Raw genomic sequence first — 13,941 nt, forward strand, 5'->3', positions numbered from 1 at the left:
CATGCGAAAAGCCCGCCTTGCGGCGGGCTTTTCATCGATCGGTCGGCCGTGAAGAGCGGTCGGCCACGGTCGACCTCTGCCGCTTATTTCTTTTTGACCGGGGCGGTGACGGTGGTTGCCGGGACCGGCTCGCTACCGTGGCGCTTGGTCATCCACCACTGCTGCAGCAGGCCCAGGCCACCGTTGACCACCCAGTACAGCACCAGGCCGGACGGCATGAAGGCCATCATGACGCCGAACACCAGCGGCATGAACTGCATCATCTTCTGCTGCATCGGGTCCATGCCCGGTGCCGGGGTCAGCTTCTGCGTGGCCCACATCACCGCCACGTTGATCACCGGCAGGATGAAGTACGGATCACGTGCGGTCAGGTCCTGGATCCAGCCCAGCCACGGCGCCTGGCGCAGTTCGACCGATTCCACCAGCACCCAGTACAGGGCGAAGAAGATCGGCATCTGGATGAGGATCGGCAGGCAGCCGCCCATCGGGTTGATCTTTTCCTTCTTGTACAGCTCCATCATCGCGGTCTGGAACTTCTGGCGGTCATCGCCATAGCGTTCCTTCAGCTGCGCGATGCGCGGCTGGAAGCGACGCATCTTGGCGCCGCTCTTGTACTGCACGGCCGACAGCGGGTACAGCACCAGCTTCAGCAGCACCACCAGGCCGATGATGGCCCAGCCCCAGTTGCCGACCAGCTTGTGCACATGGTTCAGCACCCAGAACAGGCCCTGGCCGATCACGGCCATGATCGAGAAGCGGCTGTAGTCGACCACGCGGTCCAGGCCGGGCACATCTTCCTTGGCGATCTGGTTGACCAGCTTCGGGCCCACCCACAGGCGCGCCTCGGTGCTGGCCTGCTGGCCCGGGGCCAGGGTGAAGGCCGGGCCGTTGGCGGTGATCTGGTCACGGCCATCGTGCTGGGACAGCACGTAGTTGGCGATCTGGTCCTTCTGCGGCACCCAGGCGGTGAAGAAGTGGTGCTGCAGCATCGCCAGCCAGCCGCCGGTGATGTTCTGGTTCAGCGTGCCGTCGTCCAGGTAGTCCTTGAACGCGCGGCGCTGGTACTTCTTGTCGTTGTCGAACCAGGTCGCGCCGTTGAAGCTGAACGAGTCCGGGTTGGTCATGCTGCGCGAGAGGATCGTCGGGTGACGGTCCAGCGTGCGGAACACGTAGCCGTTCCAGGCCGCGGTGCCGTTGTTCTTGACCTCGTCCTTGACCTTCACCGCGTAGTGGTTGCGGGCCACGGTCAGGGTGCGATGGATCACCACGCCGTTGGCGCCGGTCCAGACGAACGGGATGGACACTTCCTGCTGGCCGTCGGCCAGCGTGAAGTCACGGGTGTCGCCGACCAGCTTGAAGCCGTCGGCGCCCGGCACCAGGGCGCTCTTGTCCTGGCTGGCCCAGCCGCTGGCAGCGCTGTAGGGATGCGCCGGTTCCTCGGTCAGCAGGCGCACCGGCGGGCTGCCGGCATCCTTGGTCTGCGGGAACTGCAGCAGTTCGGCATCGAGCACGCGGCCGCCGTCCAGCACCAGGCGCAGCACGTCGGTGGTGACGGTCACGCGCTGGGCGGCCGGGGTGGCGCTGGCCTGGGCCTGCGGCGCCGTGGCCGGCACGCTGCCGTCGGCCGAGGGCACCTGTGCGCTGGGCACCTCGCCCGGGGGCGCGCCCGGCACGGAGGCCGCTGCCGCCGGGGCCGAGGTGGTGGTCGGGGCCGGGGCCGGGGCGGCCTTTTCACGGCTCCACTCCATCCACAGCAGCACGGCCACCATCAGCCAGGCAAAGATCAGGAATACGCGGGTCTGGTTCATCAGCAGGCAGGCTCGGCGGGGCCGGAACGCGATGCCGGCTCGGTCAAAGTGGAAGTTGCGATGGCAACTGGCGGCGGCATTGTGCCGTCCGCAGCGGGCGCGGGCAATGCGCGCAGGCGCCGCAACAGGCGCTGGAAGGCCTGGCGGATCTCGTCGTTGCTGGCCTGACGGGCAGCACTTCGGGCCACGACGACGTAGTCGCCTGGCTGCAGGTCGGCTCGCAGGTGACGCAGGGCATCGCGCAGCACGCGCTTGACCCGGTTACGCCCTACGGCGTTCGGGTCTACCTTGCGGGAAACCGCCAGACCCAGCCTGGCCGGCCGGTCAGCTGGCAGCCAGTGCAGGGTCATGAGCGGATCGGACACACGGCGGGCGCCGTTGAAGACCGTTGAATACTCGGCACGCGTACGAACCCGCGCAGAGCGAGGGAATCGCTTGCGCGGGTCAGTAGTGTTCACTGTCGAGGGGATTGCGTCTGCCGCTGGATGCGGCATGGCAATCAGGCGCTCAGGACTTTGCGGCCCTTGGCGCGGCGACGCGACAGGATCTTGCGGCCGTCAGCGGTCTTCATACGGGCACGGAAACCGTGGTCGCGCTTACGCTTGAGGTTGCTGGGCTGGTAGGTGCGCTTGGTGGCCATGGGGGCCTCTCGTATGAATGGGACGGAAAGAACCGGAAATTCTAGAGAGGTCAACCCCCTCGCGTCAACCCCTGGTGACTACGCGAATTCACTGGCCTGTGCAATAGCTGTGGATGTTTTTGTGAATAAGTGGGGGACAAGCATTCCGAAGGCGGCCGCTCGGTGGTAGTCTGAGCCATCCATTTCCCCCCTTTCCGGCCTGTGGTCGGCGCCTTTTCGCGTCCAACCGCCGGCCATCGGACGATTATTGCTGATGGATGCCTGGTCCCGAAGTCTCGAACGCCTGGAAGCGGAGTTTCCGCCGGAAGACGTTCACACCTGGTTGAAGCCGTTGCAGGCCGATCTGCGCACCGACAGCCTGGTGCTGTACGCCCCGAACGCGTTCATCGTCGACCAGGTCCGCGCGCTGTACCTGCCCCGCATCCGCGAGCTGCTGGCCCATTTTGCCGGTTTCGGCGACGTTTTCCTTGAAATCGGCTCGCGCCCGCGCCCCCAGGACACGCCGGTTTCGGCGCCTTCCACGCCGGTGGCCGCCGAGCCGCAGGTGCCGTTCGCCGGCAACCTGGACAACCACTACACCTTCGCCAACTTCGTCGAAGGCCGCAGCAACCAGCTGGGCCTGGCCGCAGCGTTCCAGGCGGCGCAGAAGCCGGGCGACCGCGCGCACAATCCGCTGCTGCTGTACGGGGGCACCGGCCTGGGCAAGACCCACCTGATGTTTGCCGCCGGCAACGCGATGCGCCAGGCCAATCCGGGCGCGAAGGTGCTCTACCTGCGCTCGGAACAGTTCTTCAGCGCGATGATCCGGGCCTTGCAGGAAAAGACCATGGATCAGTTCAAGCGCCAGTTCCAGCAGGTGGACGCGCTGCTGATCGATGACATCCAGTTCTTCGCCGGCAAGGACCGTACCCAGGAAGAGTTCTTCCACACGTTCAACGCCCTGTTCGACGGCAAGCAGCAGATCATCCTCACCTGCGACCGGTACCCGCGCGAAGTCGAGGGCCTGGAAGCGCGCCTGAAGTCGCGGCTGGCCTGGGGCCTGTCGGTGGCGATCGAACCGCCGGACTTCGAAACCCGTGCGGCGATCGTGCTGGCCAAGGCCCGCGAACGCGGCGCCGAGATTCCCGATGATGTTGCGTTCCTGATCGCCAAGAAGATGCGCTCCAACGTGCGCGACCTCGAGGGCGCGCTGAATACCCTGACCGCCCGCGCCAATTTCACCGGCCGCGCGATCACCACCGAATTCGCCCAGGAAACCCTGCGCGACCTGCTGCGTGCCCAGCAACAGGCCATCAGCATCCCGAACATCCAGAAAACCGTGGCCGACTACTACGGGCTGCAGATCAAGGATCTGCTGTCCAAGCGGCGGACCCGCTCGCTGGCCCGCCCGCGCCAGGTCGCGATGGCCCTGACCAAGGAACTGACCGAGCACAGCCTGCCTGAGATCGGCGACGCCTTTGCCGGCCGTGACCACACCACGGTGCTGCATGCCTGCCGTCAGATCCGGACCCTGATGGAGACCGACGGCAAGCTGCGCGAGGACTGGGACAAGCTGATCCGCAAGCTGAGCGAATGATGCACGTACGCCGATAAGGCGTCATCGCACAAAACGGTGCAGAATCCGGGAGCAAGCGCGGGGCAATCTGTGGATAAAAATGGCGGTGGAAATCGCTGTAAAGTTATCCACAGAATCTCCCACCGGTTGAAGGGCAGTGATTCAGAGGGTTTCGATGCTGAAAAACTCTTTGAATACAGGCAGTTAGCTTGTTTTTCCAACGATTCTGGCGCTACCAGCACCACCAAGCTTTTGATTTATTCCACACTTTTAAAGCATAGGGGCACGGAACCACATGCGTTTCACACTGCAGCGCGAAGCCTTTCTCAAACCGTTGGCACAGGTCGTCAACGTGGTCGAACGCCGCCAGACCCTGCCGGTTCTGGCCAATTTCCTGGTGCAGGTGCAGAACGGCCAGCTGTCGCTGACCGGTACCGATCTGGAAGTGGAGATGGTGTCGCGGATCGCGGTCGATGACGCCCAGGACGGTGAAACCACGATCCCGGCGCGCAAGCTGTTCGAGATCATCCGCGCCCTGCCCGATGGCAGCCGCATCACCGTCTCGCAGACCGGCGACAAGATCACCGTGCAGGCAGGCCGCAGCCGCTTCACGCTGGCCACGCTGCCGGCCAACGACTTCCCGTCGGTTGACGAAGTCGAAGCCACCGAGCGTGTCGCCATCGGCGAAGCCACCCTGAAGGAACTGATCGAGCGCACCGCGTTCGCGATGGCCCAGCAGGACGTGCGCTACTACCTCAACGGCCTGCTGTTCGATCTGCGTGGCGAGGCCCTGCGCACCGTCGCTACCGACGGCCACCGCCTGGCGCTGTGTGAAACCGAACTGGCCAAGCCCAGCGGTTCCAAGCGCCAGATCATCGTGCCGCGCAAGGGCGTGACCGAGCTGCAGCGCCTGCTGGAAAGCGGCGATCGCGAGATCGAACTGGAAGTCGGCCGCAGCCACGTGCGCGTGAAGCGCGACGATGTCACCTTCACCTCGAAGCTGATTGACGGCCGCTTCCCGGATTACGAGGCTGTGATTCCGATCGGCGCCGATCGCGAAGTGAAGGTTGATCGTGAAGCCCTGCGTGCTTCGCTGCAGCGTGCTGCCATTCTGTCCAACGAGAAGTACCGCGGCATCCGCGTGGAAGTCTCGCCGGGCAACCTGAAGATCAGCGCGCACAACCCCGAGCAGGAAGAAGCCCAGGAAGAAATCGAAGCCGATACCCAGGTCGCCGATCTGGCCATTGGCTTCAACGTGAACTACCTGCTGGATGCCCTCTCGGCACTGCGCGATGAGGAAGTCATCATCCAGCTGCGCGACTCCAATTCCTCCGCGCTGGTGCGTGAATCCAGCAACGAGAAGTCGCGCCACGTCGTGATGCCGCTGCGTCTCTGACAGCGACGTTCCACGTGGAACTGAAAGCGCCCGGATTTCTCCGGGCGTTTTTTTTTGCATGTTCCACGTGGAGCATGTGTGTCGAGCTGACAGGGGGCGGCTTGCAGCCCTCTGCTCAACCATTGCTGCAAAGCGTCGGCTGAAGCGCAAGAAATCCTTCGGCTGCAGGTGTCGTATCAACGCGCTGCTGTGGCTGCTGTCGTGAAACCAGATGATCCCGTGGACGGCATCGCGAACAGCGCCCAGTAAACGCGGTGGCCTTCCCGTTGGCAGCTGCCACTGTCCACAGGCCCTGATGGAGTGCTTTCGGGGCTCGCCTAGCTTCTAAATCTGGGTATAAATCTAAAGCATGGTGATGATGGTAGAGCCAGATTTCGTGGAAAACAGGCCTATCCTACTGTTTTAAAAGGATTTATTGGGTCTGAAACCCCCTGTATAGAGGGCTCCTGGGCTGGGGGGGAACCTGTGGATAGTTTCGGGCCCGGACCAACGTGCCATTTTTATCCACAGATTGCCCAGAGATTGTGTATAAGTCATACAGAGGTCCTGTGTACAGCTCGCACAGCGCCTGCCGGCAGTCGGGCGGCACGTGGAACCTCAGGGCGTGAATCCTTTGAAATCTGACAGGCCATGGCACCCTCTGCCCCGCAGATTTCAAGAAATCATTGCCCTTCGCGTTGATCGGCTGATCCGGCGCTCGCGCATCGGGGCGAAATTCCGCGAAATCCAGGCGGGCACTCGGGGCTGGGCCAGGTAGATCTGAAGAAAAACACGGCAGGTGCCGTCATCCGTGGGCGCTACGCGCTGCACCCAGGCGGGACCACGTGGAACACCGCGGCCCGGCTTGACCGATGCAGTAAGCTGATGGATTCCCTCCCCTGCCCGCCGTCTGGCGGATGGTCGCCCGAGTTCCACATGCTGATCCGCCGTCTGTCCCTGCACCATCTGCGTCGCTTTGCGGCGGTGGACCTGTCGCCGCAGCCTGGATTGAATCTGCTGACCGGTGACAACGGGGCCGGCAAGACCAGCGTGCTCGAGGCCCTGCATCTGATGGCCTACGGCCGCAGTTTCCGCGGCCGGGTGCGTGATGGCCTGGTCCAGCAGGACCGCGAGGCGCTGGAAGTCTTCGTGGAATGGGACGAGTTGCGTGGCGATCTGCCGGTGCAGCGGCGCAAAGCGGGCCTGCGCCACAGCGGACAGGACTGGAAAGGCCGCCTGGACGGTGAGGACGTGGCGCAGATCGGCAACCTGTGCGCCGCGTTGGCCGTGGTGACCTTCGAGCCTGGCAGCCATGCGCTGGTCAGTGGCGGGGGCGAGCCCCGGCGCCGGTTCCTGGATTGGGGCCTGTTCCACGTGGAACCTGACTTTCTTTCCCTGTGGCGCCGTTACTCGCGGGCGCTGAAGCAGCGCAACGCCCTGCTCAAGCAGGGCGGGCCCTCGCGGATGCTCGATACCTGGGACCATGAGCTGTCCGAAGCGGGTGAACCGCTCACCAGCCGCCGCCAGCACTACCTGGAACGGCTGCAGGACCGTGCGGTGGCGCTGGCCAGCGAGTTGGCGCCGCAGCTGGGTATCACCCGCCTGGACCTGAGCCCCGGCTGGCGTCGCCACGAACTTCCCCTGGCCGATGCCCTGTTGCTGGCGCGCGAGCGCGACCGGCAGGCGGGCTACACCTCGGTGGGGCCGCACCGGGCAGACTGGAGCGTGGGTTTCACGACCATTCCCGGCCGCGATGCGCTGTCGCGCGGGCAGGCCAAGCTCACCGCCCTCGCCTGCCTGCTGGCCCAGGCCGAGGATTACGCCCAGCAGCGCGGGCACTGGCCCGTCATTGCCCTGGACGACCTGGCCTCCGAACTGGACCGGACCCACCAGGCCCGGGTGCTCAATCGCCTGTTGTCCGGCCCGGCGCAGATCTTCATCACCGCCACCGAAACCCCGACGGCGCTGCAGGAGCGGGAGAACATCACGCGGTTCCACGTGGAACATGGACAGATCATGGCTGTGCCATAGTGGGCACAGAGGGGCCGGCCAGGCCCGGCTGGTATAATTCAGGTTGCTATCCCATCTATCTCGGCCCGTCGCTGCACGGACTGGCCGACCTGCGGAGCCCACGGCAAGCGCAATGACCGACGAACAGAACACCCCGGCAAACAACGGCAACTACGACGCCAACAGCATTACGGCCCTGGAAGGCCTGGAGGCTGTCCGCAAGCGTCCCGGCATGTACATCGGCGACGTCCATGACGGCACCGGTCTGCACCACATGGTGTTCGAGGTTGTCGACAACTCCATCGACGAAGCCCTGGCCGGCCATGCCGACCATGTGGCGGTGACGATCCACGCCGACGGCTCGGTGTCGGTGTCCGACAACGGCCGCGGTATCCCGGTCGGCAAGCACGAGCAGATGAGCGCCAAGCTGGGCCGCGAAGTCTCGGCCGCCGAAGTGGTCATGACCGTGCTGCACGCGGGCGGCAAGTTCGACGACAACAGCTACAAGGTATCCGGCGGCCTGCACGGCGTGGGCGTCAGCGTGGTCAACGCGCTGTCGCAGAAGCTGCTGGTGGACGTGTTCCAGGGCGGCTTCCATTACCAGCAGGAATTCAGCGATGGTGCCGCGGTCACCCCGCTCAAGCAGCTGGGCACCACGACCAAGCGCGGCACCACCGTGCGCTTCTGGCCGTCGGTGGTGGCGTTCCACAACAACGTGGAATTCCACTACGACATCCTGGCCCGTCGCCTGCGTGAACTGTCGTTCCTCAATTCCGGCGTCAAGATCGTCCTGGCTGATGAGCGCGGCGATGGCCGCCGCGATGACTTCCACTACGAAGGCGGCATCCGCAGCTTCGTGGAGCACCTGGCGCAGCTGAAGACCCCGCTGCACCCGAACGTCATTTCGGTCACCGGCGAGCACAACAACATCACCGTGGACGTGGCGCTGCAGTGGACCGACTCCTACCAGGAGACGATGTACTGCTTCACCAACAACATCCCGCAGAAGGATGGCGGCACCCACCTGGCCGGTTTCCGCGGCGCGTTGACCCGTGTGCTCAACAACTACATCGAGCAGAACGGCATCGCCAAGCAGGCCAAGATCAACCTGACCGGCGATGACATGCGCGAAGGCATGATCGCGGTGCTGTCGGTGAAGGTGCCGGACCCGAGCTTCTCCAGCCAGACCAAGGAAAAGCTGGTCAGTTCGGACGTGCGCCCGGCCGTGGAAAACGCCTTCGGTGCGCGCCTGGAAGAGTTCCTGCAGGAGAACCCGAACGAAGCCAAGGCCATCGCCGGCAAGATCGTCGATGCTGCCCGTGCCCGCGAAGCCGCGCGCAAGGCCCGCGACCTGACCCGCCGCAAGGGTGCGCTGGATATCGCCGGCCTGCCGGGCAAGCTGGCCGACTGCCAGGAAAAGGACCCGGCGCTGTCGGAACTGTTCATCGTCGAGGGTGACTCGGCAGGTGGCTCGGCCAAGCAGGGCCGCAACCGCAGGAACCAGGCCGTGCTGCCGCTGCGCGGCAAGATCCTCAACGTGGAACGCGCGCGCTTCGACCGCATGCTGTCCTCCGACCAGGTCGGTACGCTGATCACCGCGCTGGGCACCGGCATCGGCCGCGACGAGTACAACCCGGACAAGCTGCGCTACCACAAGATCATCATCATGACCGACGCCGACGTCGACGGCGCGCACATCCGCACCCTGCTGCTGACGTTCTTCTACCGTCAGATGCCGGAGCTGATCGAGCGCGGCCACGTCTACATCGGCCTGCCGCCGCTGTACAAGATCAAGCAGGGCAAGCAGGAGCTGTACCTGAAGGACGACCCGGCGCTGGACGGTTACCTGGCCAGCAGCGCGGTGGAAAACGCCGCGCTGGCACCGGCGGCCGGCGAACCGCCGATCGAAGGCGTGGCCCTGGAAAAGCTGCTGCTGTCCTACGCTGCCGCGCAGGACACCATCGCCCGCAATGCCCACCGCTACGACCGCAACCTGCTCGAAGCGCTGGTTGATTTCATGCCGATGGACCTGGACAACCTGCGCAACGCAGGCGAAGGCCAGGGCCTGGATGCACTGGCCAGGCACCTCAACCAGGGCAGCCTGGGCAGCGCCCGCTTCACCCTGGAACTGCAGGAAGCCAACGACCAGCGTCCGGCTGCCGTGCTGGTGACCCGCCGCCATATGGGCGAGGAGCACATCCAGGTGCTGCCGCTGTCGGCGTTTGAAAGCGGCGAACTGCGGGCCATCCACCAGGCGGCGCAGCTGCTGCATGGGCTGGTGCGCGATGGCGCGACCATCAGCCGCGGCGCCAAGTCGATCGAGGTCGGCTCCTTCGCGCAGGCCCGCAACTGGCTGCTGGACGAAGCCAAGCGTGGCCGCCAGATCCAGCGCTTCAAGGGCCTGGGTGAAATGAACCCGGAACAGCTGTGGGATACCACGGTGAACCCGGATACCCGCCGCTTGCTGCAAGTGCGCATCGAAGATGCCGTGGCCGCCGACCAGATCTTCAGCACGCTGATGGGCGATGTGGTCGAACCGCGCCGCGACTTCATCGAGGACAACGCGCTGAAGGTCGCGAACCTGGATATCTGACACAATCGGAAACGGGCCGGCCTGCGCATGGCATGGCCGGCCCTTCCCTTTCCGAACACAGGTAGCCGATGTCCGCATCCACCCCGGTTTCGACCCCACCGCCGGTTCCGCCGGCGACCGTTGCGGCCCGCCGTGGATCGCCGCTGGCCGGTTTCTTCATCGATCTGGGCATCGCCATCGTGGCGATGATCGGGTTGAGTGTGGTCGCCGGCATGGTCTGGGGCCTGTACCGGGGCGCGATCATCGGTGCGCAGATTGCCCGTGACGGCGGCGCGGTGCCGGCCGGCGCTGCATTGACCGAACAGATGGGCGAACCGGGTGCGCTGGCGCAGGTGCTGATGGCATTGGTCGCCACCGGCGGCACCGCCCTGCTGGTGTATGCCTGGCGCCGCCGTGCCACGTCGGTCGAACGCCAGGCGTCGCGCCGCGCCGCGCTCAGGCCCTCGACCTGGGGCTGGACGCTGCTGGTGGCCACCGTGGTGGTGCTGGGCAGCAATGGCCTGGGGTATCTGTTCAAGCAGTTCGGCGTGCAGCCGGTGCCGACCAACCAGGCATTGATGCAGCACGCGGTTTCGCAGTTCCCGGCGTTCCTGGTGGTGTTTGCGGTCCTGCTGGCACCGGCCTACGAGGAACTGCTGTTCCGCCGGGCGCTGTTCGGACGCCTGTGGCAGGCCGGCCGGCCCTGGCTGGGCATGGTGCTGAGCAGCCTGGCCTTTGCGCTGGTGCATGAAATTCCCGGCACCAGTGCCAACGGGCCAGCGGAAATCGCGCAGCTGTGGCTGATCTACGGGGGTATGGGCGCCGCCTTCTGCTGGCTCTACCAGCGCACCGGTACCCTGTGGGCACCGATCGCCGCCCATGCCCTGAACAATGCTGTGGCCCTGGCGGTGCTGGTACTGGTGGGCGTGCAGTAACGACGTTCCACGCTTGACGAAACATTACGCTGCAGGGGGGCACACTGCAGCGGTGAACAGGGGAAAGCCCACCATGAAACGACTGCTGCTTGGCCTTTTCATCGTCACCGTGGTCAGCGCCTGTGCGACCACCACCTCGCCGACCGGGCGCCGCCAGGTGATCGGCGGCGTGTCCCAGGCCGAACTGGACCAGCTCGGCGCGCAGGCGTTCACCGAAGCCAAGCAGAAGGAAAAGGTCAGCACCGACGGCAAGCAGAATGCGTACGTGCAGTGCGTGGTCAACGCGCTGGTCGCGCAGCTGCCGCCACAGTACCGTGGCGTACGGTGGGAGACGGCGGTGTTCGTGGACAAGGAACCCAATGCCTTCGCCCTGCCCGGCGGCAAGGTGGGCGTGAACACCGGCATCTTCACGGTAGCCAAGAACCAGGACCAGCTGGCGGCGGTCATCGGGCATGAGATCGGCCATGTCATCGCCCGCCACCACGAGGAACGCATCACCCGCCAGATGGGCGCCCAGACCGGGCTGGCGGTGCTGGGGGCACTGGCTGGCGCTGCCTACGGCGATACCGCCGCCAGCGCGGTCAACCAGTTCGGCGGCATGGGCGCGCAGGCCGCGTTCCTGCTACCCGGCTCGCGCACGCAGGAAAGCGAGGCCGACGTCATCGGCCAGCGTCTGATGGCCCAGGCCGGCTTCAACCCGGCCCAGGCCGTGGACCTGTGGCAGAACATGATGGCCGGCGGCGGTGCGCGCAACCCGCAATGGATGTCCACGCACCCCGATCCGGCCAACCGCATCCAGGAGCTGCGGCGCGATGCGCCCGCGCTGGAACCGGTCTACCAGCAGGCCCGCGCGGGTGGGCAGGCGCCGCGGTGTGGCTGAATACGCTCAGCGTTTGCTGTGATGCAGCACACGAAACGATTTCTCACGCCATCTGTTTCTGATACGTTTGGCGGCTCAGAATTTTCTGACAGATCTGACTTTGCTGCCCTGTGGCGGTACGACCGAGGTGAACGATGATTTTCCGTAACCACAACGCTGTGCTTTCCGTCCTCATCGCGACCGCCCTGACCGGCGTCGTGGTCACCGATGCAGCCGCGCAGTCCTCGCGTTCGTCCGAGCGTGGCAACCGCGGCGGCAAGCAGGCCAAGGCCGAAGTGCTGTACCCGGATGCCACGCGCCAGGAGCCCTCGGTGAAGGCCTCGGCCAAGCTGGGCAGCAAGCTGCAGAAAATGATCGACAGCTACAACAAGGATAAGTTCCCGGAAACCCGTGAACAGGCCGACGCCATCCTGGCCGATGCCAATGCCAACACCTACGACAAGTCGCTGGCCGCCCAGCTGGCATCGCAGGCCGCCTACCAGACCGATGACGTGGCCGGGGCCGTCGCCTACCTCAAGCAGGTGATCGAGTTCAACGGCCTGGACAACAACGGCCACTTCCAGTCGATGCTGATGCTGGGCCAGCTGCAGCTGCAGGAAGACCAGACCGCTGAAGGCCTGGCCACCCTGGACAAGTACTTCGCCGAGAGCAAGTCGACCAAGCCGGAAGAACTGATCGCCAAGGGCCAGGCCCTGTACCAGCTGGAGCGCTACCAGGAAGCGATCCCGGTGCTGAAGCAGGCCATCGCCGGTGCCACCGAGCCGAAGGACAACTGGAACCAGCTGCTGATGGCCGCGCTGTCCGAAGCCGGCCAGACCGGTGAAGCGGTCAAGCAGGCCGAAGCCCTGGCCGCCAAGAATCCCAACGACAAGAAGACCCAGCTGAACCTGGCCAGCATGTACATGCAGGCCGACCAGATGGACAAGGCCGCCGGGGTCATCAGCAAGCTCTATGCCGCCGGCCAGTTGACCGAAGAGCGCGAGTACAAGCAGCTGTACTCCATCTACGCCAACACCGAGGGCAAAGAAAAGGACGTCATTGCCGTTATCAATGACGGGTTGCAGAAGGGCATCCTGAAGCCGGACTACCAGGTCTACCTGGCGCTGGCCCAGGCCTACTACTACTCCGAGCCCGCGCAGGCGGACAAGGCGATCGAAGCGTGGCAGAAGGCCGCCCCGCTTTCCAAGGACGGTGAAACCTACCTGAACCTGGCCAAGGTGCTGTACACGGAAGGCCGTGTGCCGGAAGCCAAGGAAGCAGCCCGGCAGGCAAAGTCCAAGGGTGTGAAGAACCCCAAGGATGCTGACAAGATCATCAACCTGAAGTAAGTAGGAATAACGCCTGAACGCCTGTTGCAGTGATGCGCAGGCGCTCAGGATTGGTATAAGCTTGGAGGTTCCTGCGGTGTCATGCACCGCTGATCAGGGATTCCGCCCCCGGCATCCCGGCCCCACTATTGAGCTCTTGGCGCATGACGGAACAACTAATCGTTCACCGGTACGAAGAACCCGATGACAAAGGCCTGAGCTGGCCGCGCATCGTGGGCATCGCGTTTGTAATCGCCCTGCATCTGGCCGCCTTCATGATGCTCCTGATCCCCGCCGTGGCCCCCAAGGCCGCTGCAGAGAAGGAGCGCAACGTGATGGTGACCATCGTGGATGCACCGCCGCCGCCGCCCCCGCCGCCGCCGCCGCCGACAGATACTCCGCCGCCGCCGGTGAAGAATCTGTCACCGCCGAAGCCGTCACCCGTGCCGCCGCCGCCGCAGGCGCCGGTCGTGGACGTGCCGGAGCCGCGCGCGAACGACATCGTGACCCCGCCGACCCCGCCCGCACCGCCGGCACCGGCGACGTCGATCGAGGCCAGCGTGGACATCTCGTCCAAGAACATGAACCCCCCGCGTTACCCGCCGGCCGCTTTCCGCGCAGGTATCCAGGGCGAAGTGATCCTGATCATTGATGTCGACGCCCAGGGCAACGTCACCAATGTCACGGTGGAAAAGTCCAGCCGTAACCGCGACCTGGACCGCGCCGCGATGGAAGCCGCACGCAAGTGGCGTTTCAACGCAGCCGAATCCGGCGGGAAGAAGACGGCAGGCCGCGTTCGCGTCCCGGTCAACTTTGCGCTGAACTGATGGCGCCAGGGTGGCCCGCAGGCCACCCCCGC

11 protein-coding genes are annotated in these 13,941 nt (G+C 65.0%); 8 read left to right on the top strand and 3 right to left on the bottom strand.

Annotation, left to right across the window (positions count from 1 at the left end):
* Positions 1-83: 83 nt before the first annotated feature.
* Genes yidC through rpmH form a run of 3 tightly spaced genes read right to left on the bottom strand, consistent with a single transcriptional unit; the run spans position 84 to position 2,448 of the window.
* Positions 84-1,808, bottom strand: a complete 1,725-nt coding sequence (yidC, locus tag Q9R17_RS08325) for a membrane protein insertase YidC (RefSeq protein ID WP_308157944.1) — start codon at positions 1,806-1,808, stop codon at positions 84-86.
* Positions 1,808-2,302: a ribonuclease P protein component gene (gene rnpA, locus Q9R17_RS08330; RefSeq protein WP_308157945.1), complete on the bottom strand. Its 495-nt coding sequence runs from the start codon at positions 2,300-2,302 to the stop codon at positions 1,808-1,810. Before rnpA ends, yidC begins: the two co-directional genes overlap by 1 nt.
* A 5-nt stretch (positions 2,303-2,307) precedes the next feature.
* Complete coding sequence (gene rpmH, locus Q9R17_RS08335; protein WP_005411729.1) at positions 2,308-2,448, bottom strand: 50S ribosomal protein L34; 141 nt, start codon at positions 2,446-2,448, stop codon at positions 2,308-2,310.
* 253 nt (positions 2,449-2,701) lie between these two features.
* Between rpmH and dnaA the strand changes: the two genes are divergently transcribed.
* The 8 genes from dnaA to Q9R17_RS08375 all read left to right on the top strand — a co-directional run bounded on the left by dnaA (position 2,702) and on the right by Q9R17_RS08375 (position 13,909).
* Positions 2,702-4,024, top strand: a complete 1,323-nt coding sequence (dnaA, locus tag Q9R17_RS08340; RefSeq protein ID WP_308157946.1) for a chromosomal replication initiator protein DnaA — start codon at positions 2,702-2,704, stop codon at positions 4,022-4,024.
* 274 nt (positions 4,025-4,298) lie between these two features.
* Positions 4,299-5,399 carry a DNA polymerase III subunit beta gene (dnaN, locus tag Q9R17_RS08345; protein ID WP_308157947.1) on the top strand — a complete coding sequence of 367 codons (1,101 nt, stop codon included), beginning with the start codon at positions 4,299-4,301 and terminating at the stop codon, positions 5,397-5,399.
* Positions 5,400-6,314: 915 nt separating this feature from the next.
* Positions 6,315-7,409 (top strand): DNA replication/repair protein RecF, encoded by a 1,095-nt coding sequence (gene recF, locus Q9R17_RS08350; protein ID WP_308157948.1) that lies wholly within the window; start codon positions 6,315-6,317, stop codon positions 7,407-7,409.
* A 112-nt stretch (positions 7,410-7,521) separates the two neighbouring features.
* Positions 7,522-9,981: a DNA topoisomerase (ATP-hydrolyzing) subunit B gene (gene gyrB, locus Q9R17_RS08355; RefSeq protein ID WP_308157949.1), complete on the top strand. Its 2,460-nt coding sequence runs from the start codon at positions 7,522-7,524 to the stop codon at positions 9,979-9,981.
* 68 nt (positions 9,982-10,049) lie between these two features.
* Complete coding sequence (locus Q9R17_RS08360) at positions 10,050-10,895, top strand: CPBP family intramembrane glutamic endopeptidase (protein ID WP_308157950.1); 846 nt, start codon at positions 10,050-10,052, stop codon at positions 10,893-10,895.
* Between the two features lie 73 nt (positions 10,896-10,968).
* Positions 10,969-11,775, top strand: coding sequence for a M48 family metallopeptidase (locus tag Q9R17_RS08365; protein ID WP_308157951.1), 807 nt, complete (start codon positions 10,969-10,971; stop codon positions 11,773-11,775).
* A 134-nt stretch (positions 11,776-11,909) separates the two neighbouring features.
* Positions 11,910-13,103 carry a tetratricopeptide repeat protein gene (locus tag Q9R17_RS08370; protein ID WP_308157952.1) on the top strand — a complete coding sequence of 398 codons (1,194 nt, stop codon included), beginning with the start codon at positions 11,910-11,912 and terminating at the stop codon, positions 13,101-13,103.
* 143 nt (positions 13,104-13,246) lie between these two features.
* Positions 13,247-13,909 (top strand): energy transducer TonB, encoded by a 663-nt coding sequence (locus Q9R17_RS08375; RefSeq protein WP_308157953.1) that lies wholly within the window; start codon positions 13,247-13,249, stop codon positions 13,907-13,909.
* The last annotated feature ends 32 nt before the right edge of the window (positions 13,910-13,941 follow it).

Origin of the sequence: Stenotrophomonas sp. 24(2023) (genome assembly GCF_030913365.1) — a bacterium.
GTDB lineage: Bacteria > Pseudomonadota > Gammaproteobacteria > Xanthomonadales > Xanthomonadaceae > Stenotrophomonas.